Genomic DNA, 23,886 nt, shown 5'->3' on the forward strand with positions numbered 1-23,886 from the left:
GTTCTACTACGACCCCCCGGAGGGTCAACCCCCGAGCAGCCCCGACCGCCCGCCGCGTCAGAACCGGCCCGAGTCGCAACCCGAGCAGGCCCGCGTCCGACCGGACGACGACTCTGCCGGGTCATCGGCTCCCCCGCTCGTCGGAAAGCCATCGACCGGTCCCGGTCGCACTCCCGACGCTGCGGGTGATAAAGAGAATTCGACGGCACGGACTTCCGAACGGCCGCCGGTGGAATCCCTGTCGCCCACAGACGAACGGCTTACGCCCATCCTGGATGGTGATGCGACGGGCGGCAGGCACCCGACGCCACCAGAGCAGGATTCGGTCACAGACACTTCCGAATCATCAGCGACTGCGGTCGAGCCTCCCCCCGCGTCTGCTGTTCCTGCGTTCCGTCGCCCGAGTGATGCTGCGTTACAGCTGTTTCAGCGAATTCTCGATGCGGAGCAGGCCGGTGATCCGCAGGCGCAGGAACTGCGGGCCGAGGCGGAACGGCTCATCGCAGACGAGGGCGACCGGGCGTACGCCGAGCGCTATGTCTGCGATGCGCGTCGCGCTGCGGCGTTGGCGGCGGAATTGGGGATCACGCACGAACAGCTCGATGTGGTGACGACCGAAGAACTGAAGCAGGTGGTCGCCAGCGGCGAAATCGTGATCCGGGTCGAAGCCGAGACCCTCGAGAAGATTCTCGCGGACGGCAGATTCAAGAACCTCTTCGAAGTCGCCGGGAGAAGTTTCCTGGCGCAGCAGCCGGTTGCGGAAAGGGCAAAGCTCGAGCGGGAGTTATACGGACTCGGACACGATCACCCGGCGGAATTGCGGCCGATCCATGCGCGCATTCGTATCAGTCAGGGCGACTGGCGTCTCGAGGCCCTGCTCCAGACACTTGCCGAGTACGGCTCGGTGGACATTGTCGTCGGAGGAGCGTCAGTTCTCGAGAGAACGACGGTGTGTGTCGGTAGCCCAACGTTCACGAAGGTCATTCCGAGCCCAGCCACCGATCCGAAGCCCCAGTCGTTCGGCGCCACACCGAGCGGCCACGGCGAGTTCGGTTATTTCGGTCTCGAAGGCATCGGCCGCGACTATGCCGGGGAACGATTCCGCCGCTCGGCCCTTGTCCAGGCCCAGATCCACAACGGTCTCACGGTTCCCGAGATAACACTGGTCGTTTTCCATCGACCGCCATTGAACCAGCGGCTCTACGACACACTGGACGCGCTCGGAATCCCCTGGCTGAACACCTTCGACGATTCGGTACTGCCGCCTTGGTCACCGCCCGCCGCCCCCAGCCTGCCGACACCCGCTGCGAGCGAACCATATTCGCAACAACCAACGACCGCAAACCCCCGACGAGGTGAGGGCAGTCCAGGAATGGGCGACTCGCCACCCGGACCAGTGGTGCAATTCCACGACCCCACTGGCGCGATCGATGGCCGGTTCAAGCGACGGCGCCCAGGCGAAGCCCCCTGGACATTCAACCGGTTCGGCCCGGAAAACCCTGCGCCGCAAAAGCGTCCAACGACACCGGATCCGCGCACCGAACGACCGGATCCGCCATTGACCGGACAACCCGATACCCACCCGGACTCGGCCGCCCTCGCACCCGCGGACCCATCGCAATCCGAAGGCGACAACACCGCGATCAATTCCTTTCTTGCGGACTACCCCGAAGATATACAGCTTCACGCCAAGACTCCGCCGCGACTCGATGACGCGACGGCATCGCCCCAAGTCTTGGATACGGCGTATCAAGATGCGGAGCCCGCAGCTGTAGACGGAGCGGACGCAACAGATCCCGAAGAACCTTTTTCCGGAACCGTCGTCTGGGAAGAGGTCGACCTACCCGACGAACTCTGCCGCGACTATCCGGACTCGGTCGGCGGGGTGGTGGTCGCCACCGAGGCGGGCGATCGACCGAACTCCCTGGTATTGCGCGCGGTCGAGGCTCGGGGGCCAGAACACGCCAGATTGCGGGAGGCAGTCAACGCTCCGTGGACGGTCGGCGTCGAAATCAACGGCTTCACCGCGAATTGCCTTATTTGGTACCGCTTTTACGATGACGGCCCGCGGTTCGCGCTGATCGAATACACGGATATGGAGGCCGACGATCCGCACTCCGACGCAGTGCGCGGGAGGATCGTCGCCGCGCTGCTCGATCGCTTGCCGGACGGGACGCTCGAGATCCAGGAGGACTTTCCATCGAGTTCCGATGTGCGCGAACTGGCGAAGCCAACGGATCCGACAGTGGCGGTCGCTACCGAGCAGTTGACCTTCGTGCGCGCCGGGACTGCGGCGGAACGCGATGCCGCGGTAGCGGATTCGAGTAACGCGGTATTGCACGCGGATGTCACGCGCCCACAGCCCGGGGCACGGCGTCGAATGATGTCCGCTGCGGAATTCGCCGCGCGGCTCGCTCGCGCCGAACGCTCCGGGCGACCTGCGCGAATAAGACCCGATGAGTGGGACACCCAGAATAGCGTTACGGAGCTGCTCATTTATCCCGACGGTTTGTGGGTGGTCGAGAAGAGCCTATTGGGACCGAAAGAGCGGGCCGCCGAGATTGTGGCTTCCGCGTACGCCTATGCCTTGGACGCACCGGTGCCGCCGGTCATCCCAGTGGATGGTGACGACCGAGCCGTGCGGATGCCATGGCTGCCTGGTGAGTTGATCGAGAGCACCGCCGACGACCCCGGCGGGATCGGCGCAATGGAGGCATTGCGGGGCCACCCGGACGCGGAGCAATTGGGCCTGCTCGATTTGGTGATCGGCAACTGGGACCGGGCAGAAAACGTGCTGCGCGACGGTGACGAGTTGTTCGGCGTTGATCATGCCTTTGCCTTCGAACGCCCAATTGACCCGAACTCGAGCCCGTTCTCCAAGAGCTACGTCTCTGCCGTAGACCCCGATCGTGAGCCCGACCCATATGAGTGGGTAGCCAACGGACGAAGCAGGTCCCAACTCGAGAGGTATAAGCGCAACGTCGAGGCGCTGCAACCATTGTGCGAGGAGTACGACTGCGCTGACTGGCACAGGGACTCGCTGCCTCGACTGGACAAACTGATCGAGCACGGTCGAGACACGCGTACCAGCCAGAACACCGCCGCGCCGGGAGCCGAACAACTCTCTGCTGTCCCGACCGAATCGGCGGATTCCGCGAGAACCGGTGTGGATGAACCGGATTCAGCACAGACCGTTGCCACCCCCGCAGGCGGAGAGGGCGGCAACGGGGGTGGGTCCGACTCGAGGGGGCCGGGGATCGACACAGCTGCGCCGGTCGTCATGCTCGAGACGACCGCAGAAGTGGTCGATGAGGGCCGCGCATCCGACGACGATGTGCTCAGGGAATCGGCGAGCACCGTTGACACCGAATCAGCTTTAACCGCAACAGATTCCGACGATTCCACCGAGATTTCCGACCAACCCACGGCGCCTACGGAAAACAGCCAGGTCTACCACCGACTGATGGCCGAGCTCGGCAACCCACTCATCGCACGAAACCTGGCCGCCAGAGTCCACGCCCGCGCCGCCCGGGAACAACTACCCGCCGACACCGAAGCCGCCAGGCAACGACTGTTCGACATCGCCAAAAAAGTCCTGGGCGAACACCGTGCCGCCATGGCGCAACTCGAGGAGTTCGACGGCAACCAGCCCGCACCTAAAAGAGAACCCGGCCCCGTCTCCTTCCAGCGCGGCGGCGTCTTCAACCACAACCTCCCCGGCAACCAACCACCCGAAAACCCGGACGAATCAACACCCGCCAAACCCACGCCCAATACGGACGGGTCCGTAACAACACCGAATTCCCGCCTCCTGCAATGGATCCGCAGCAAGGGGCCGCGGCCCGAGAACAAGAACCTGGCTCTGCTGTTCGGCGGCTCCGGAATCTCCGCCATGGGCGGCCTTGGGCTGGCCGGCGTCATCCCGCCGCTGATCTATGACATGAGTGGTTCCGCGCAGCTGACCGGCTTCGCGACCGCAGCGACCCAACTCGCCGCGCTGCTCGCGCAAGGTCCGGCCGGACAGCTCGCGGACATGCCCGGAAGCCTCGAGAGACTAGGCAAGTTGTCGACAATCGGAGCCGGGGTCGCCGCTTTCGGCGGCGGGTGGGTCCTTTCCGGTATGCCAGGCGCGCTGGAGGCCGTCATCGGATCGGCTGTTGTCCTCCGGGCAATCGACACCATCGCGGCGACCAGCACGATGATCTACGGCCGAAGGCTGGCCGAGACCAAGGCACAGAAAGACGCCTCGATAACCCTGTCACTGCTGGAGCGCCAAGCGGCCGGAGCATTTGGCGGGTTTATTTTTCCTTCGCTCGAACGCGTCTCGTCAAGCCTTCCGTTCTTCGCCGACGCCGCATCCTATGCGGTGAATCGGTGGATGCTGAACAAACTTCCCCCGGTGACCTCGGAGCCGACCACACAGACCCGCCTGCTCGATGGCGCCCGCGCCGTGTGGCGGGACCCCTACCTGCGCTACACGGGCGTGCTGCTGCTCCCGTCGACCTTTGCGCTCTGGTCCGGCGGAGTGCAACTGGCGGAAATGATCAACACAGCGGGCTATTCGGCAACCACGACCGGACTGCTCTTGTCCAGTAGCAGCACAGGAGTCCTACTCGCCGCAGCCGCGGCGACCCGTAAGCGGTTCATGGATCGCATCAGCGTGAAATGGATGCATCCGCTCATGCTGACGGCATTCGGCGGACTCATGGCCGAGTACGCGACCACATCCAATCCATTGATCATCTGGCCGACCTCGGTTGTCACCGGTTCGTTGATGATGTTCAGCAATCAGAAGATTCTCGAGTATCAGGCTGAAGTAGTCCCCGTGGAGACTCTCGGCAAGGCGAACGCCGCGTCGGCAATCGTGGGTATCGCAGGCGGAATGTTCGGCAGCGCATTCGGCGGCTCTCTGTTGGAAAGGGCTGGCGGTACCGTGACAGGCTTGACCGATGCGGCGCTATTGGTCGGCTCAGCAGCGGTCTCGGTCGGAATCGCGCACGCCACGCGTAACAGACCCAATGCGGGCTGGTCTCTCCAGCGGCTCTTCAAAGCCCGGAAGCTGTTGGACTGCATCAACCAAACATCTGAAGCAACCTGGGCGCTCGGCCTGAACACGGGCATCAAACCCAAATGGTGGCAAAAGAGCCCTAAACACCTCCAAAGAGCCATCGGAACACAACTCGTCAAAATCGAGTTCGACCCCGACACCGAGAACCCCATCGCCAAAACCATAGACGCCGTCCAGAACGAGGACGGAGTCGACACCGCCGTCCTCTTCATCGACGACGGCGAGGATATGCACTCCTTGACCGTCACCAACACCGACAACAAATCCGGCGGCGACATCGTCATCTTCGACACCAACATCAAGAACCCCGGCGACCCCCACACCGACCGCAACGACCGCGACCGCATCCCGCGCGTCCGGATCCTCGACAAATGGAAAGAGACCTACCCCGATATCAAAGAGGCCTATGTTGCCTTCCTCACCACCGACGACGAAGACAACCTCACGAACCGCTACGCGTACCAGCCCGGCCTGGAAACCCCGCGCAACCGCAAAGTCCTGGGCCCGATGCAGGGCCGACCCGACGATCCGCAGGATCGCCGGACACCGGACCAGGAAACTGGCACGGCGCGAGCCGTAGCGTCGGCCCCCGACACTCAGCACAACCCCACACCTGCCGCCAACAGCGAAAATGCCACGAGCACAGGCAGTTCCGGTCACGGCGACGGCGTTGAAGCGAGCCCGCCGGACGCCCGCGAGCGCCTTGCGACACAGCGGGAGCAGGCTCGCACTCGGCGCGACGAGCTCGCCGAGCGGCACGGCATCGATCCGACGAACTTGACGCCGGGTTCCGAGGTGTTGCGGGCACTGCGCACTAATTCCACTCAGGCACAGGCGATTCTGGCCCCGCGACTGGACGACGACAAGCGTGCGGATCCGCCGCGGCCGCCCGACGAGATAACGCGCACAAATCTCGAGTCGTTCAAGGCCAACCGCGACATGCTGGCGGCAGCCGAGCGGGTCAATGCGTTGGACGCGGAAATTCGGCTGCTCGACAAGGTCGACGAGGCCCGAAGCCATGCCGATTCGACGGCGGCGCAAGCACAGGACCTGGATACCGTGCGACGCAAGCGAGACGAGGCGGCGGCCGAGCTCGCGCAACAGCTCGGTGTGGACCGAGCGGTATTGGGCGAGTGGGTCAGCTGGGTGGTCACCTTCCTGGAGACCAATGGCACGCATGACGACGACCCCCGACTCCGCAACGCGAAGCAATTCGTCGAATTCCATTCGCGGACAGCGGCCGCCGAGGAATCCCGCATCCTGGATGGCCAGCGCGGTCGGCTCGACGCTATCGCCCAGCAGCGGCAGGCAGCCGAGGCGCGACGGGAGCAAGCCCGCGCGGCGATCGGCGCAATGGCCGATTTGGTCGTTCTCGGGCTGCCTCACCCGGCACTGCCGGACGAGCTGACCGCGCCGGAATACGTCGAGTTCCACCGCTGGCATCAGCAGATTCGTAACCTCGACAAGCAGCTCGGCGCACTCGCCGACGATATGCTCGCCCCGCGTACAGAGCCCCGTCCGGTGCTACCGAAAGATTGGGCCGCGGAGCATCCGGAACTGGATCAGATCGCGGACGGCGCGTGGTATCAGCTTTCCACGGTGCGCTCCGATGTTTCCCATAGCGGAGATGTCGACGAGGTCACCGCGGCCGTAATGGGTTTCGATGCGCTGAATCGGGAACAGCGCTGGGCACTGGTTCCCCAACCGCACGACGATAAGCGCGCCTTGCCCGCGCGCTGGCGCGACCGGATCGTCCGGTTGGGGATCACCCGGGAGATGCTGGACAGTGACCTGCAGCTGGCACTGCAGCAGCCCGACGACGCGGATCCGATGGCGGCGCTCGAGCTGCAATTCGAGCAGGCCGACTTCCTACGACAGCGGATGCGTCTCGAAGCGGCGGTGCTGGGCATGGCCGCGGCCGCGGAACTCGCCGCCGATCTACCCAGCCACCCGCGTGTGCACGTCTTGGACTATTACTCAGGACATTTCGAAATACCGGCACATTTCGAACTCGCCATCGGGGATGTCGATGCCGCCGACGAGGTGCACGTTCGAGTCTTCGATCAGGACCTCACCGCGACATCCGTGATCGCCGCGGTCGCGCAACTTGCGCAGGACGTCGAGGCGGCCGCACGCGACAATCCCGGAAAACGAGTCGCATGGGCGCTGCGCATGACGGGTGGCGCCGGTGTGGATCAGGCCCTGCCAGCACTGATCGAAGATCTTTCAGCGCGCAAGCGAATTCGCGATTACTACGCAACCCGGCCGGGTGGACGGCCACCACTGCCCGGCTTCCAGCTCGTCTCCGGGCACGAGGGCGCCGACGAGTTGGTACTCCGTGCGAAGCAAGATCCCGGACTCGCTGGCCTCCTACTGGAAGCCCCAGAGCCGCAATCCGATTCGACGGTGCGCGGTGACGGCTCGGTCGCATTCCGAAGCCCGGACGGGCCACCGGTGTCCTGGGACGACCTAGCGCTGGCGCTGCTGCTGGAAGGCGCGAACGCCAAGGATTGCGCGCCGAACGCCATAGATGCGCTCGAGCGCGAGGGACTACCGGTCCGACGGCGCACGGAACAGGGCCCGCCGGAGGAAATGTTCGCCGCGGAGTTCAGCTGGTCGACACGCGCGGGGTGGCTGCGCGGAGGTTTCGTCGCCGACCAGAACGGCACCGCACGCGACAAGGCCGCGGATTTGCTCCGTGATCTCGGTCCCGGGGCACGGGTGGCGGTTGTGTTCGATCGTCCGGATGGTCTCGGCGCACACCTATATCTGACGAAAGCCGATGAGAACGGCGATGTCTGGCGACGCGAACTGGTCGGTTACGACCCGCGCGAAGAACCGATGGAGTACCGTCCGCGCGAAGAACAGTGGACACGGCATGTGCGCGGCACCCCGGACGAATCGGGAGCCACCTACTTCGGGGTCGCCTTCGTCCAGAACGACGACGTCACCGGCCTGCGACCCGAGGCCCTGTTCGACCCCGACACCAACGTCGCGGCGACGCCAGGTGAGCCGCTTGCCGACTACCCGATCGGCCCGATGGGTGACCGGTCCGAGCGCGACGGGAGCAGCTCCGGACCCACGCAGAGCCAAACCCAAACCCGGTCCCCGACAACCGAACCGCTACACGAAACGCACGAAGCGATAGCGCCGCCAGCCGCGGAGGACGGCCGCACCGACACCCCGGTCGATGCCGCGGGCGTGCATGGCGACAAGGACGCGGCACCGTCGGTGGTCAACCGTTTCGACGACGCGGAATCAGCAGGTCGTCCCCTCCCGGAAACACCGTGGAACAACCGTCGTCAGCCCAGCAAGCCAACGCCTTGGACTGGCAGTAAAGGCGGTAGCGACTCGGCTGGTCCTACGAAAGGCACCCCGCGGAGACCAGCTGGGTTCATCGAGTTTCGGGCTGGGCTCTGCGCGATACTGGCAGCCGATGTCAAAGCACCCGATCCAGCTCAGGCGCTGGCCGAGGCCACCGCCGAGCAAATTCTGGAGGCCATCGACAGACTTCCACTTAACCAGCGGACTGCCCTGCGGGGTCTGGATACCGGCAAGCCTTTTGCAGCGGAAACACAATCGGATCCCGACGAAATCGAGGACATCGTAGTCGAGGCCGCCGACAGCTTGGTCAAGGCGATCGTGCGCGCCGAGCGCACCAGGCTCGAGGCACTGCGTCGAGCATTGGCAGAGGCCGATCAATCGCAATTACAGAAGGCGCTCGCCCTGCTCGGGGCTAAGCAACGTCGTATCGTACTCAGCCTGTTCCGTGAGCGCATACAGCCGGCCGACCTAGCCGTGGCAATGCGGCTCGAGCAGCCGACAATCAAGCTTATGGCGGACGGGGCCATCCGCCGGATAGCCAGACATCTCGCCGACAAACGCCGCGAAAACCTCTGGCCCGCACAAGAGCAATCCCCGGACTCGTTCAGTGGGGGAAGCATCGTCCACAAGGAGAGCGAGCTGCTGGTCGATGTCCTGAGCCGGCTGGAAGAGTTGTACGCGTCCCAGGTGGCGTCCCCCCGTGACGTTGTAGAGCCCGGTGTCACCCACAGACTGACTCCTCGTCAGATCGCGATTCTTCGTCTGATGGCAAAGGGCAAGACATTCCCGGAAATCGCGGTCGCCACTGGGACTTCCAAGTTTGCGGTACAGGCACAGAAAGCCGCTATCGTTCGTGAATTCGGCATCAGCGATCGGAACGGGATCGTCGAGATGGCGATACGCAACGGCATCATCGACGACTCCGACTCGCAGGACTCCAACAACGACGCCCCGGCTGCCGATGGAGCCGCGCCTGATCCTCAGGTCGAATCATCCGAAGAGCCGATTGAACCGACGGTGTCGCCCGCTCCGTTGAATTCGGTCGCACTCAGCAAGCTTTCGCGTCGCGAGGCCGACGTGGTTGGCCTGGCCGCACTGGGACTGTCGAATCGCGAAATCGGCCAGCGACTCAGTATTTCACCGCACACCGCGGAGGACCACCTCGGCCGAGCCGCCCGCAAAATGGACACCCGAGGGCGGGACGCGACAATCGCGGAGGCAACGCGTCCAGACGTACGCACGATCGCGCTGACCGAAGTCGAGGCACACACTCTTCGCTTGGTAGCGGACGGCATGTCACGCGCAACCGTCGGGGCCGTCCTCGGCGCGACGCCGAAGCAAGTCCAACGGTTCCTGACACAACTGGCCGACAAGGTCGGCGCCGACGGCCCGCTTCAGGTGATACCCGCACCGCCCGACACAGATCCCACTTCGGCCCGAATGTCGCAAAGCCAACTCGAGAGGCTTCGCATCGTCGTCGGAACCCTGCCGACCACCGCCGACCGTGATTCGACGACTGTCTCCCCGGATGCGGTGCAGGACTTCCGGATTCGCATAGCGGCCGAACTCGGCACCGGTGACACGGGGCCCGTCGATGTCACACGATCCGAATCAACCACCGAAGCGCCCCAGGATGGTAGCCACCACTGGCAGACGAGCGTCGCCGAACCAGCCCCCAACCAACCCCACACCCCAGAACCGCAGCAAAGACCACGACACGCCCCCCTGATCGGCATGGGCGCACTCCCCGACGCCGACGCCCCATTGGATGGAGGCGATTTCAAGTTCGTGCCTGCACGCAAGAAGGAACTCGGTGTGTTGCATATCGCTGGCGGCGGTGCGCAACGAGGAAACGCCGAACCCGACCGACCGGATGAAACGGCCGCTGAGGCGGGCAACGCGGCAGACAACGGCGGCGCACCGAGCCCACAACTACCGCCCGGCCGCGACGGCGCGGCGGCAGAGAATCGAAACGCGGACGCGGCAGGGTTCGGGATCAGCGCGATAGGTGACATCATCGGTGGCCGAGCCGAGGGGCTGGAACCGGATCCGCCGCTGCGGCGCGAGCCGGGTGCGTTCGATCCGGTGCTCGATGGGTTCGGCCGGAATCCGGAAGGCCGTGCATTCCGGCTGCCCGGCAAGCGGAGGAAACAAGCGGCTGCCAGCGCGGCCGCCGAACCCGGACAGACGCCGGCCGCCGAATCGGCACCGGCATCGCCCGCCGAGCCGTCCCAGGAACCCGAAGAGTCGGTCTCGCCGAAACAGTTGCTCACCACCAATAGGGCATACCGAGCCGGGTTGTACATTCCGAATGCGATCTCCAACATAGGTTTCAGCATTCAGGAGTCGGCGCTACCACTGGCGATGCTGGAACTGACACATTCGCCGGTGGCGGCGGGCTTCACCTCATTCGCCCCCTTGGCAGCGAAGGCCTTGTCCGAGCCGCTGGCGGGGTATGCCGCAGACTTCCATGACCGCGTCGAGATAATGCGGACCGCGCAGTGGACAAGTGTCACGGCCGCCACCGTCGCCGCTGCCGCGGTGGGGCTCGGTGTCTCGGATATCGGCCCGGTACTCACCGGGACAACCCTGGTCGAGGGGGTTGCGGCGACGTTTTACCTGCGCAGCCTCCTGGGTACGGTTCGAGATCTGGTCACACCCGAGCAGCTGATGGCAGCGAACCGGATGGCGGAAATCGATCGGTATGTCGCCGGTACCGGTGGGCGCGCGCTCGGGCCCATCGTGCTGAATGTGGCGAACTGGCTGCCGTTCGCAGCGAACGGCCTCTCATCTCTGTGGAACCTGAGGGCGCTGTCTCGCCTGCGAGAGGCTGTCCCCCGGCATGTCCCGACGGACGGCCGCGCATTCCGCGACCTATTCCACGATATTCGCGACGGCGGGCGTGCAGTCTGGGATGAGCCATTTCTTCGCGAATACACCCTGGCGACGGTGGCCACAAATGCGGCGTTCGGGATTTTGAACCTGCGCACGGCCACCATCATCGACGAGGCCCACATGCATGCAGTGGCCACCGCGGCGGTCGTCAGTGCCAGCGCTATCGGTGGCGTAATCGGCGGGCTGCTACCGAAGAAATTGATCAGCAAGACCAAAGCCAACCTCCTGTACCCGGCAGCGCTGTTCGGCTTCGCCGGAGTCGCCGCACTCCAAGCGGCAACCCCCAACCCCTTCGTCGTGGCCGCTGGCGCACTCGGCACCTCGATCATCGGTGTCGGCATAAATGTCCGGGTGGCAGGACACCTACAGCAGGCCATTCCCGAGGAGCTCTACGGCCGGGCGAACAGCGCGAAGGATCTGGTCATGTACTCCGGAGCGGCCGCCGGTCCGCTGCTGGGCGGCGCCCTGCTTTCGACACAGGGAATCTTCGTCCCGGGCTGGATATCGACTGGCATCATCGGTGCGGCCGCCGTCGGCGTCGCCGCGCACCACGCCGCAGCCATCGGTGGCGCCGCGCACCAGCTGATCAGACGCCTGTTCGGCCTGCGCCAGCGTGGATCCGAGACCCTGCCGGTACCGGACACGGAAAGCAGCGGTGCCCATCCAGATTCTACCCGGGCGGACGGCACCGATCCGTTGGTCGAGCTGATCAGCGATGTGAACACCGCACAGTCCAGCCCGGTAGTCGACGCTACGAACGATGACGGTGCCAACAATTCCGGGCCGCAGCAAAAACCACGGCGCAGCCCCCTGATAGGTTATCCAGCCGTCGGCGAAAACCCCTGGGAAGAAGTGAACCTCGGGGGTGCACGCAAGCGAGCACCCCAACTCGATGTGTGGCACAACAACGGCGGTGGCGCGGCGCGCGGAGCCAACCACAATGCAGCCCACGAATCAGAGAACACAGGCCCAATCGTCGACGATACGAACCACGACGATGACGACAGCCCCGGCGGCGGTACTGCCACGCCACGACCGGATCCTGGACCGCCGAGCGGCGGTCCTGCAAGTGGCACCAGCGCGGTGCCACCCACCGCGGACGAAGCCGGATGGCGACATCCCGGCGGACTCGAGCGCGCCGACCTCGGCAACGGGCAACCGGATGCGGTAGGCACCGAAAACCGGTCCACACTCGCCGGGAACGATGCGCTCGAAAGCGCTACAGAATCGGCGAGCGGGCCGCGCCGACGAGCGAAACCGATCGACGACACCGGGCTGCTTCCTCGTGAAGTCGAGGTACTACAGCTGACCTACGAGGGCCTGTCGCGCGATGAGATCGCCGCAAGACTGGGATTGAGTCCCGGGACCGTCTCGAATTACAACACCAGTGCGGCCAAGAAGCTGAATACTGCGAGCATCATTGCCGCGGTGGTCAAGGCCAGGCGCCGGGGCCTGCTCACGACTACCGATACGCCGGCATCAACGGACTTCGATCTGTCCGAGGACGAGATCGAGTTGCTCCAGTTGATCGCCGAAGGCAGGACCAACCAGCAGATCGCCCACAAACGCAAGGTAACCCGTCAGACCGTCGAGCGCCACCGTGTACGCATCGGCGAGAAACTCGGCGTCCGCGAGTCGATACCGATGGCCATGATGGCACTGCGGCTCGGAATAATCGATGACGCCAGGTCCAACGCAACCGAGCCACCCGAGCAGAACACGTCCGTCGATTCGATATCCGACGGTGCAACTGGTGTTCCTGCCGAGACGCCGAGCCAACCCCTGATCCGGCACGTGCTGCCCCCCGACGTTCACGCCACAGAAATTCTCGACAGCGAACGCAGCCCGGCGCTGACATTGCGCCTGTGTGCCGAACGGATGCTGCACGGTCTCGAGCTGCAGAACGAGCCCATCCCGATAGCGCCGAACGGCGCACCGCGCTGGCCGGCAGGCCTGGTGGGTGATGCCACCGGAACCGGCAGATACGCTGCGACGGCGGCCGCCCCCGGCGACGTGTACCGTGCCATCGGTCTCGATGCCAAAGATCATGCGCCGGCCCACCTCACCGCGCGGCCGGGCAGCATTCGACACGGTGAACGTCTGCTCGTGCGAGACCTCGCGTCCGCACACCCCGGAATCCATTGGGATCAGGTGCTGGCTTCGGCCAAGGACAACGTCATCGACCTACAGTTCCAGCTGGCGGGGGTCGAGATCCGTCCAGACGACGTGGATGTCACGCTCAGGCCCGATCCGGCGCATCCCGAATCCGGGTCCATCGAGGTGCATCCGGCGATCGATCAACGCCGCGCCTCTCCTCGGATGCTGTTCTCCGGACGCTTCCAGGTCGGTGGCGGGACAGTGCTGACCGCGTTCGCAGTACGGCACGGTTCCGACAGTCCCGAACCGGCTCCGGAAGCGGCTGCGCAACAAACAAACCCGGACCGCCCCGGGCAGCCGACACCCGCGAGTCCATCAGGTGAGACGGCCGCCAATTCGACCACGGTGTTCGACGAGGTACTGGCAATCGCCGGCGACAAGAAGGCCGCGCACGAGATCACCGCTGAAGCGCTCGCGCAGGGCGATGCACCTCGCGGTGCGGGCGGCCCGCCCCCGCCAGGACCCGCGGTCCCCTTCCACGAGTTCGACCTTCATGCCGCACTCGATCTGCCCACCCCACGCCGACACCGCCGACCGCGCATGGGCGGACCCGGATTCGCTGGAATTCCGCACGGTGGAGTTGATTTCCATCATGACCCTGACAACGCCCGGGAATTGGGCCCCGTCGAACAGCCGTCCATACCACCGGAAGTAGACGCGCCACCGCAGAACGCCCCCGACGACCCGCCCGCAGCGACTCCAGAACTGGCACCGCCGCTGCGCCGAGCGCTCGAGACCGCCGAGAAGGATGCGGCGGAGGTGGCGGCGGAAGGGCTGCGGCTGGCTCGGAACCTCGGGATGAAGACCGAGGAGGCGCACGGTAAGGAGGTCGAGGCCGTCGAGCAGGTGATCGAGGACCTGCAGGCCAGGCAGCGTCGGCGGTTCGACACGGCGTTACGTCGGCTCGTTGTCGACGGGTTCGCGACGCTGGTGCTGCGCGACGAGGCGGAGCAGTTGGTCCCCAAAGCGGCCGAGCATTTCGAGTTGCTGAAACCGCATATCAAGAACGCCCGAAACCATGTGCACGAGGTGCGGACGGCGCTGGCGGTGTTGGCGGCCCGGGATGTGCTGAAGGCTTTGGGCGCGGAACCGCTTCTGGATGATGACGGTCACCGGATCGAGGGAATCGGCGTAGTGCCGGGCCAGGGCATCGTGGTCGCATCGCCACTACTCGGCCAACAGAACCTGGTGGACGAGCTGATGCCGAGGCTGCGGGAATGGGCCGCGCAAGAAGGGATTCCGATCGAGTACCTGCAGGTATTGATCGACGAGAATGCCCAGCTGACCGTGCAAGCGGTGCCCGGCGACCACACCGAGCCGGAACCTGCGATCCAGTACTACGTCAACCGTCCGGACACCCGTGAGGCCGACCGTGATGCCAAGGCGTGGCTGAATGACCTCGCCGATGAGCGATCGTTCGCCGAGAAGCTGATCGAAGCGGAAGCCTCGGGTGAGGTCGTGCGTATACGCCTCACGACCGTGGATCATCACACCTCGTCGGCATCGGTCTACTTGATCATCTACCGGAATGGTTATCAGGCGGTCCTGAAGAAGGTCCGGGAAAAGGTCCACGCCGATGCCGAGAAATTGGGCGCGCGAACGCTCCGGGATGCCGGAGCACGCGCCCCGGAGGTACTGCGCCTCGACGACCTCACGCTGATGGTGGAGTATGTGCCGGGGATTCCCGCGAACAAGCTGTTCTGGCACGGGAAAGATGGCTGGCGCGAGCATTTCCCGACGCCCGCGGCAATGCGCCAGGGGTTGGGCGACATGCTGATTCGCCCATGGGATCGACACGAGGGCGCCAATTGGCTGCTCGCGCACGGCTTCCAGATAGTGCCGATCGACAATAGTAACGCATACCAGGACGAGTGGCCGAAACCAAAGGGGTTCAGCGATCATTTCTGGGCGATAAAAAATGGCTTGGCCACATATATCAAGCATCATATTCCGAGCTCGGAACTGGATGACATCCGCGAGCGAATCCGTACCTCGGAGTCCGAGTACCTCGATCTCCGCCACTGGGAATGGTACTCAGGTGTGATCAGGATCTTCGAGGAGATAGCGGCACAGGCGGAGGACGCCATGCCGCCCACCCGTAAACCCATCGAGGTGCTACGGATACTCGGTCAGCTTCGCGACGATCTGGCCGACCAGTTCGGCCTGCCATATCCACACGACACCCGGACATCACCCGAATGGCGTAGCGCTATCGCCGAGCTGCGACAGACGTACACCGATAGTTCCGACCCGGAAATGCTCGGCTATGTAGACACTTTGGAAGCGCTGGTCAAACTGCACCTGCACGCGCAGCTGAACGAGGTGAGCGCCGACGAGCTCGACGGAACCTGGGAAACCGAAGAGCCGGTCGACGGCACCCGGGTCGAATTGATCGACACGTATCTGGAAGGTCTGTCGCTGCGACTCGCGGATTTGGCCGAAGGCGCCCACTACCCCGATCCCAACGGGGAGACCGACGCGCAATGGCAGACCCGCTTCGACCGTGCAATATCAAGTGCCACATTCGATTCCAAGCCGAAGCAGTCGCCCACGGCAGGGACCCGCGACAAGGTCGACACGAACTCCGAGGACCTCGGCGAGGTTCGCCCATCCGAAGGTGACCAGGCCGAACATTGAACCAACAAATCCGCAGCGCCTGTCCTGGTCGGCATCCGACTCACTTCCGCGTGTCGGATGGATGCGAACGGCGGTGCGCCGGAATGGCTTCGGTCCAGAAGTGGTGGCGGACGGCGTCCCAGAGCTTCGCGAGTTTCGGTAGCCGTTCGCGCGCCTGGACGAGATCGGGATAGCCGCCGGGATCGAACGACGCGACCCGGGTTGCGTCGGATGTGTTGTGTACGAACATGATTCCGATTTCATGCTGCTGGTTCAGCTGCCAGGTTGCTTGCAGGCCATCGGCTTCGGTTCGGTGGATGGTGTCTATTGGTGTGCGAGTGTCGTTGCGGCGCGGCCGACTCCGCAAGCCGACTGTATCCGGCTGTCCCGCTTGGATGTTCGTCAGCATTGCGGACCTTCGCTTCGGTGTGTCGGTGGTCGATGGTGGCGGTCGACCCGAGGGGTCCGGCCGACCGCCACGACTAGGACACACCCACTGCGGGCATCCCGGAAGCGAAAACGGGAACCCCTGCCGATTAGTCGAAAAGCCCGGCACAAAGCCGAAATTTATGGGAGGGCCTTCCCGATTCTGGAGCACTTCCGCGACGCCCGGCCAACTACATCCTCGCCGACGAATGGACCCACGAGAACCCGGACGGCACCACCATCGACCCCCCGTTCCCCATCGCCATCCCCTGGACCGAACTCGAACACTGACGCAACTTCCCGGCCCGCGATGGACACCGTCCGGGTTTCGACCGTCGGCGCCGAGGTCATGCGCGTGAACTCCGCTCCGGAATACGGCGCAATGGATTCCACCGTCTCCGCGATCGAGTCGAATTCGGGCCGGGGCCGTGGGGACGTGGCAGCCGCCTGCACCAGATCGACCTCGACGAGCGGCTGCGACGGCACTGTGTCGCTGGACGACTAAACGACCTCACTCCGAGATCCCTCGGGAATAGTCGTGCCGAGGGCGGGTGTCAGATCGTCGAGCCAATGTGCCCCAGGGTCATAGCGTGCGAAGAATTGCTTGCCGGTGTCACGCGGGTCACGAGACTGCAGCAGGCGCAGCGCAAAGACCTTGGTACCCATGATGGTTGGGGCGCCGTCGAGGACAACCTTGCCGATATGGGTGGACATGACCGGGCCGCGGGCGCTGCGGGCCAGGCCGGATACCTGTCGAATGGCATCGGTGTAGATCTCCAGTGCCCGTGCCAGCGGAACCTCGAAATAGTTGCGAGCGCCGGTGTCTCGTTCGACGAACATGTAGTACGGGATCACGCCGGACTCGACCAGCGACTGCCACATCCGCGCCCAGACATCGGCATCGTCGTTGACGTGCGCGATCAGCGGCGCCTGCGCCCGGATCACCGCACCGGTGTCCCGGATGCGGGCGATGGCCCTGCGGACCGCGGCGGTGGACAGCTCCCGCGGATGCGAGAAGTGCGCCATGACGGCGACGTGCCGCCCCGCGGCCACACATCGTTCGAACAGGCGCAGCAGGTCATCCGCATCCGCGTCGTCGGTGAATCGGGTCGGCCAATAGGACAGTGCCTTGGTACCGAAACGCAGCGTGCGGATATGTTCCAGGCCCGGCTCCAACAGTGGATCGACCCAGCGGCGCAGCACCGCGGTCCGCATGATCATCGGGTCGCCGCCGGTGAACAGCGCATCGGTGACCTCAGGATGCTCGCGCAGATAGGCGGTCACTACGGTGGGATCCGAAATCGCCTGGCGGGTCTCGGTTCCGACGAACTGGGCCCAGCGGAAGCAGTAGCCGCAGTAGGCATGACAGGTCTGTCCCTGCGACGGGAACACCAGCACGGTCTCGCGATACTTGTGCTGCAGTCCGAGTAGCGGCTTCCCCTGCAGAACAGGGATATTCGCGTCGAGTTGGCCACCGGGATGTGGGTTGAGCAGCCGACGCGCCTGCGCGCCCGCCTTGGCCAGCACTTCCCGCGAGGCGTCGGCGTCGTACATCTCGGCAATACTGCTGAATACCTCGGGCGGCAGCATATCTCGGTGCGGGAAGGTGAGCCGGAAGATCGGGTCGTCGGGCGCTGCCGTCCAGTCGATCAACTCGCGATCGACATAGTCGTTCACACGGAACGGCAACACCGCGGACACGATCCGCAGATCACGCAGGTATTCCTCGGAAAGGCCACGCGCCAGGGCCAATTCGGCCAGGCGTTCGCCGGTGTAGAGCTTCATACGGTCACCATCTTTTCGTCGCGGCGGAGCAGGGGAATGTCGCGATGGCGTCGCAGTCCAAAAGTCCAGACGATCGGGGAACACAGCCCGATGAGTACCGCGGCCGCTAGGAAGACCGGACGCGGGTTATTGCCGTCGAGGTGCGTGAGCAGGCCCGCGAGCACCGCACCGACCGGCGCGGCCGCCAGCACCACCGTCCGCATGGCACTGGTGACCCGGCCGAGCAGCTCGCGCGGCACGAGCTGCTGCCGCAGTGTGCGGACCACGATGCTGGCCAGCACATCGGCCCAGATCAGTACGGCATTGCCGAGCGCGAACCACCAGAGGTTCGGCGCGAAACCCACTGTGCCCAAGGCGATGCCGATCAACAGGATAGCGGCCACACACAGCGGTACCGGACGGAACCGGGTCATGAACACGGGAGCGGTTGCGGCACCGAGGATTCCGCCTATGCCACCGGCGGCCACCACTACGCCGACCAGCCCCGCCGACATGCCGAGATAGTCATGCGCGAAGAACACGATCAACGTCTGGACCGCCAGACACAGGTTGGTTATCACTTGCAGCACGGCCAATGCGCCGATGGCCGAGGACGCCGCGAGATAGCGCAATCCGGTACGGAATTCGGCTCCGAACAGTCGCCACGACACCGGATCTCGGCGATCGATGGATTTCGGTAGGCGACGGTAGGTTCCCCATAGCGTCGCAAGTGATACCACGAATGTCGCCGCCTCCACCAGCAGGGCGGTACCCAATCCGACTGCGGCGGACAGCAATCCAACTATCGGTGGCCCGAGCAGTATCGAAGTCTGGCTCGCCGTTTCAAGAATTGCATTGGTGCGCACCAGTGCTCGATCACGATAGATATCCCGCACCGCAACCGCCAATGCCGTCTCGAAGAAGACTCCGGCAACCCCGGCACCGAAGGCGAGCGCCAGGATGACACCCACCGAACCGACTCGCACGGCGGTAAGTACGAAGAGCACGACGAAGATCGCCGCCCGCACCAGATCGGCGATGATGAGCACCTGCCAGGGATCGGCGCGATCCACCACCGGGCCGGCCGGTAGCCCGGCGACCAGGTAGCCGACCGTGCGCGGTGTGGCGGCCAGTGCCGCCGCGACGGGATTATGGGTCAACTCCAACACCAGCAGGGGAATGGCCAGCACGGCCAACCCGTCACCGAGCAGGGAGACGATTTGGCCCGGAATGAACAGCCGAGTTCCGCTGTGGCCGTTCACAATAGCCATGTGTGACCCGCCAACTGCTCCAGTCGGCAGCCGTAGGAAACCTTCTCCTGCCACTTGAGGGTTCCATAGTCGATGCTGGTGCACCCCCGGCGCAATGCGGCCGCCACCAATCCGTAGAACAGCATCACGAAATACGCGCCGTGTGCCTGCGGCCGCTGCCCACACCACAGCGCTCGCAACGCATTCCCATGCCGCAGCGACAGCGAGAAGCCGACTACCCGATCACCCTGCCGGACCGTGGTCACCACTCGATCCTCGGGCGGGTAGTGCCGGATCATCCGGTCCAACGTCGCCGCCTGGGCGGCACGGTCGCCGGCGGAGTTGTACTTGCGCAGCAACCCCATTCGCAGTTCCAACACCTCGTCGCGGACCTCGCTGAGATCGGCCTCGCCCAGTTCTGCTCCGCTCTCGCCGATCCGGCGCAGGAGCCGTCGCAGATCCCGCCGCCGTTCGCGCGGCAACTGTGCCAGATACCCGTCGATATCTCCGAAATCGACCGGCATGACACACGTCGGATACAGCCGGACCGGCTGTGCGCCAAAGTCTTCCAGCACGCTGTGCAAGATGTGTTGCCGCTCAGGGACGTACAGGTACGACACCGACCGGGCACCCTGCTGCTCGGCCCAGGCGTGTACAGCCCGGACTGTGTGGCCGAGGACAACCGGGTCGGTCGCTCCGGGGCCAGCGGGAACGCAGGTATAGCCGGGCTGCAGCGCCAGCACCGCCGGATACAGCGATGCGGCATCGGGCGCGGACCCCAGTGGCGATCGCGGTTCGGGCGATGGGATCTCCCCGCGCAAGATGGCGGCGATATCGTAACGTGGTTCCGCCGGTGCGGATTTCAGCAAACGGGTGTACAGCCCGACTTGCGGTCGTCCGTCGACATAGGCCACCATCCAGCGCGGCTCGCCCGGCAATAGCGGCCCCATCGTTTCCAACCAACGATCCGATACGGCGAAATCCGCGGTCGCGGCCGCGAGCACGGCCCATTCCGTGGGGCGGATCTCTGACGTTCTCAGCTCAACGCGCATCGCTCACCCGCAGATTTCCCGATGGGTGAGCGGGATCGGCGCTGATGCCGCGGATTCACCCGATCGAACGTGCCGTCAATTGACGACACCATATTAAGCGGCGCGTTAGGCTGCGATAAAGAATTGTCCCCGCACGTGGGAACGCGAACTCCATCGCCGCTGACCTGGCGATCCGCCGCGCATCAATGCGGATATTCCCATCAGGAATGGCGGATGATCTCTTCTCGCGGCTGCCCTAGTGTCCGAATCGCGACCGTCCGAACCGAAGTCGGCCGGGCACAGAGCATTCGAAGGCAGGGGTGTCGGGTATGCGGGTGATCGTGGTCGATGACAATCGCGATGAGGCCGAAGCGCTGGCGCACCGGCTGCGCCGCCGGGGCCATCAGGTGGATCACAAACGCAGAGCTGCGGACCTGTTGGTCGCGCACCATCGCTATCACGCCGCCATCCTCGACCTCGAGTTGCCGGATATGCCGGGGCTGGAGGCGCTGCGCAAGCTGCGGGAAGTCAGTTCGATGTCGGTACTCGTGCTCACCGCGGACTCCGACGAGCGCTCGGTGGTACGCGCGCTACGCAGCGGAGCCGATGACTACCTGGTGAAGCCGCCCCGCATCGGCGAGTTGGCGGCCCGGCTGCACGCGATCGCCCGACGCGCTCCGGCGGCCCGCCAAAACCTCCCGCCGACAAAGACGGTCGTCGCGGGAGACGTCCGGGTGGATCTGCTGGCCGGGATGGTCGAGGTCGCCGGGCGACCGGTGCAGCTGACCCCGGTCGAGTTCGAACTGCTGCGGGAGCTGGTCGAGCGCCCCGGTGCGGCGGTCAGCCGTCAGCAGTTGCTGGACCACATCTGGGGCGATGCGTTCGTCGGGGTGTCGCACGCGCTGTACGTGCACATCACCAGGCTGCGGACAAAGTTGAACCGCCCCGGCCTGATCACGACCATCCACAGCTATGGCTACCGGTGGAATCCGGAGGCCGCGGCGCCGGGGCCGGTCGTACCAGCGGCGCTTCCGGCACTCGCGACATCAGGGTCGCGCTGAAGTGCTCAACCAACGAACCGCGATGCCTGCCGATGTAGGTTCGATCATCCTCTCGGACAAAGAATTCCGAGCGAGTGCCGCGTCCAGCTAGCTCCTGCCATATCCAGCCCCAAGGCCGTGTTCGAGGCCATATGACACTCGGCGAGCAGTCGGAGCGGGTAGGGCAGCTGGACCGAGCACTCGCTGGTGCCGCGACCACGAACATTCACGGTGCGGAGTGCCGCGGCATGGGCTGCGCCGGGTGTGCGGCGTTGCAGCGGTGGGGCATTCGCAAGCTTCGTTTCAGCCGCCCAGCTCGACCGCACGGTGGATGTCGCGGGAGTACGCCTCGGGCTGTTCCCAGGCTGCGAAGTGGCCGCCGGCACGGTGTTCCACATAATCGCAAACGTTCAGGAACGCCTCGGCGTAGCTGCGCGGCTCCGGTTTGATGTCGCGCGGGAACACCGACAGTACGGTTGGCGTGTCGATCTGGTCGGGGAGGGTGACCGGTTCGACATAGGTGGCGAAGGAGGTGCCGATCGTGCCGGTGACCCAGTAGGCGGTGACCCAGGTGAGAAGCTCGTCCACAGTGAAGGCCGACTCGTCGGACCAGGACTCCAGTTTCTCGACGATCCACGCCGCGAGGCCGGCGGGTGAGTCACCGAGGGCGACGGCGAGCGTGTTCGGCCGCGTCGACTGCTCGGCGATGTACCCACCCTCGGTCCGGAACCACTGCGCCGCCCGGTCGAGGTAGGCCGCCGCGTCGGGCGCGAGCTTCGCCGGGTCCGCCGTGAGCGCACGCCGCGCGGCAATGTTCGTGAGGTGCAGGGCCGCTACCCGGTCGGGGTATTCGGCCGCGAGGATTTCCGCCACGGTGCCACCCACGTCGCCGCCGGACACCGTGTACCGCGAGTAACCGAGCTCATCCAGACCGTCCGCGACGATCCGCGCGATCCGGTTGACCGACATACCGGCAACGGTGAGCGGGGCCGCGAACGGGAAGCCCGGCAGCGCGGGAACCACCACATGCATGTCCGCGAGCAAGGGCAGGACGCGCTCGAACCGCAGCACCGAGTCCGGCCAGCCGTGCAGCAGTACGACAACCGGGGCACCGGGATCCGCGGACCGCTGATGGATCACACGCAGGTCGGTGTCACCTGCTCGCACCGTCACCCAAGGGAACTCGCTGATGCGGCGCTCATGCACGCCCCAGTCGTACCCGCTCGCCCAGCGTTCGAGCAGTTCGTCGAGGCGGGTGCCGATGATGCCGCGCGTCCCGTCGTCGCTCCACGGGGTCGTGACACGCCGCGTGCGCTGGAGTCGTTCTCGCATCTCGTCGTTCATGTGTATCAGCGTACACATGATGTGTATGCTCGTACACATGACCTTCCGCAATGCGGCCGCCACCCGGCAGCGGATCCTGGAGCACGCGCAACGCCAGTTCGCCCAGCACGGGTACGCAGCGATCACGGTCAAAGGCGTGGCCGACGCGGCCGGCGTGTCGCCCAACCTCATCACGCGCTATTTCGGCGGCAAGGATGGCCTTTTCCTGGCGGCAACCCAGGTGGAGATCCCGGTCTCGAACTCCTTCGACGGCGACCGTTCCGGCCTGGGTGCGCGCCTCGCGGCAAGCATCGTCCAGCGCTGGTTCGGTGCACCCGGACAGGATCCGCTGCTCGTGCTGCAACGCGCGTCCGGTGAACGCCCGGAGGCTGCGGAGGCGCTGGCCGCCTTCCTCGACACCAACTCGTTGGAGCCGCTGCACCGATACCTGCGCGACAGCGGCCTGGACGACCCGGACGCCCGCAGCCGAGCCGCAGCGATCGACGCGTTCGTGCTCGGCGTCTCGACCCGCCGCCGGGTCCTGCGTTCCGAACTCGGCGACCCCGCTGATCTCCAGGCCTGGCTGAGCGCCACCATCCAACGCCTCGCCGACGGGTGAGGCACGACAGCAAAAAGTACCGAAACTCCGCCTCCGGTCTGCACCTGCGGTCCGGTCATCGACGTCTGCCGACCATCGCGATCACGGCGATATCCGGCACCGACCCACACGGATAGCGGTGAATACTCCCGGCGTCGCGGCGATCGCCACCCCCATGCCTACTCCCCCGTCCGGATAGATTGCTGCGCTACCCACTTCGGCTGCTCGCCGAGCGTAGTCATATGGCGGTCGATTACGGCCTGGGTGACCACCTTTCGACTACCTTCGACCGCCCCTGGACCCAGGGGCCGATACGGCAGGAGCTATCTGGAAGCGGCACTAGGAGACTGCTGAATAACTCGGTGTGTTGACCCGGCCCGTAGGGGCGGGTCAA

General features: G+C 65.1%; 9 protein-coding genes. 3 read left to right on the forward strand and 6 right to left on the reverse strand.

Annotated features, from left to right (window positions below; genetic code table 11):
- Positions 1-415: 415 nt before the first annotated feature.
- Entirely contained in the window at positions 416-592 is a 177-nt protein-coding gene (locus ABZW16_RS34440; protein ID WP_354960292.1) for a hypothetical protein, read from the reverse strand.
- Between ABZW16_RS34440 and ABZW16_RS34445 the strand changes: the two genes are divergently transcribed.
- Positions 578-16,081: an MFS transporter gene (locus ABZW16_RS34445; protein WP_354960293.1), complete on the forward strand. Its 15,504-nt coding sequence runs from the start codon at positions 578-580 to the stop codon at positions 16,079-16,081. The genes ABZW16_RS34440 and ABZW16_RS34445 overlap by 15 nt on opposite strands.
- Before the next feature lie 40 nt (positions 16,082-16,121).
- On the opposite strand, the gene ABZW16_RS34450 is transcribed toward ABZW16_RS34445, so the two are convergent.
- From ABZW16_RS34450 to ABZW16_RS34465, 4 genes are all read right to left on the reverse strand, one after another.
- On the reverse strand, positions 16,122-16,310 hold the full coding sequence (locus tag ABZW16_RS34450) for a hypothetical protein (RefSeq protein ID WP_354960294.1): 189 nt from the start codon (positions 16,308-16,310) through the stop codon (positions 16,122-16,124).
- A gap of 677 nt (positions 16,311-16,987) precedes the next feature.
- A complete protein-coding gene (locus tag ABZW16_RS34455) occupies positions 16,988-18,271 on the reverse strand; it encodes a lysine 2,3-aminomutase (RefSeq protein ID WP_354960295.1) in 1,284 nt (427 codons plus the stop codon).
- Positions 18,268-19,521 (reverse strand): MFS transporter, encoded by a 1,254-nt coding sequence (locus tag ABZW16_RS34460; RefSeq protein ID WP_354960296.1) that lies wholly within the window; start codon positions 19,519-19,521, stop codon positions 18,268-18,270. Before ABZW16_RS34460 ends, ABZW16_RS34455 begins: the two co-directional genes overlap by 4 nt.
- Complete coding sequence (locus tag ABZW16_RS34465) at positions 19,509-20,552, reverse strand: GNAT family N-acetyltransferase (RefSeq protein ID WP_354960297.1); 1,044 nt, start codon at positions 20,550-20,552, stop codon at positions 19,509-19,511. Before ABZW16_RS34465 ends, ABZW16_RS34460 begins: the two co-directional genes overlap by 13 nt.
- Before the next feature lie 308 nt (positions 20,553-20,860).
- Between ABZW16_RS34465 and ABZW16_RS34470 the strand changes: the two genes are divergently transcribed.
- Complete coding sequence (locus ABZW16_RS34470) at positions 20,861-21,592, forward strand: response regulator transcription factor (RefSeq protein WP_354960298.1); 732 nt, start codon at positions 20,861-20,863, stop codon at positions 21,590-21,592.
- A 282-nt stretch (positions 21,593-21,874) separates the two neighbouring features.
- On the opposite strand, the gene ABZW16_RS34475 is transcribed toward ABZW16_RS34470, so the two are convergent.
- Positions 21,875-22,915: an epoxide hydrolase family protein gene (locus tag ABZW16_RS34475; protein ID WP_354960299.1), complete on the reverse strand. Its 1,041-nt coding sequence runs from the start codon at positions 22,913-22,915 to the stop codon at positions 21,875-21,877.
- A 37-nt stretch (positions 22,916-22,952) separates the two neighbouring features.
- Between ABZW16_RS34475 and ABZW16_RS34480 the strand changes: the two genes are divergently transcribed.
- Complete coding sequence (locus tag ABZW16_RS34480) at positions 22,953-23,513, forward strand: TetR family transcriptional regulator (RefSeq protein WP_354960300.1); 561 nt, start codon at positions 22,953-22,955, stop codon at positions 23,511-23,513.
- Positions 23,514-23,886 lie beyond the last annotated feature (373 nt).

Source organism: Nocardia sp. NPDC004604, assembly GCF_040609795.1.
GTDB lineage: Bacteria > Actinomycetota > Actinomycetes > Mycobacteriales > Mycobacteriaceae > Nocardia.

Bases quoted from the DNA above. Each gene is read 5' to 3' on its own strand.
- ABZW16_RS34450 (WP_354960294.1), bottom strand. From the start codon at position 16,310: ATGTTCGTACACAACACATCCGACGCAACCCGGGTCGCGTCGTTCGAT.
- ABZW16_RS34455 (WP_354960295.1), bottom strand. From the start codon at position 18,271: ATGAAGCTCTACACCGGCGAACGCCTGGCCGAATTGGCCCTGGCGCGT.
- ABZW16_RS34460 (WP_354960296.1), bottom strand. From the start codon at position 19,521: ATGGCTATTGTGAACGGCCACAGCGGAACTCGGCTGTTCATTCCGGGC.
- ABZW16_RS34465 (WP_354960297.1), bottom strand. From the start codon at position 20,552: ATGCGCGTTGAGCTGAGAACGTCAGAGATCCGCCCCACGGAATGGGCC.
- ABZW16_RS34470 (WP_354960298.1), top strand. From the start codon at position 20,861: ATGCGGGTGATCGTGGTCGATGACAATCGCGATGAGGCCGAAGCGCTG.
- ABZW16_RS34475 (WP_354960299.1), bottom strand. From the start codon at position 22,915: ATGAACGACGAGATGCGAGAACGACTCCAGCGCACGCGGCGTGTCACG.
- ABZW16_RS34480 (WP_354960300.1), top strand. From the start codon at position 22,953: ATGACCTTCCGCAATGCGGCCGCCACCCGGCAGCGGATCCTGGAGCAC.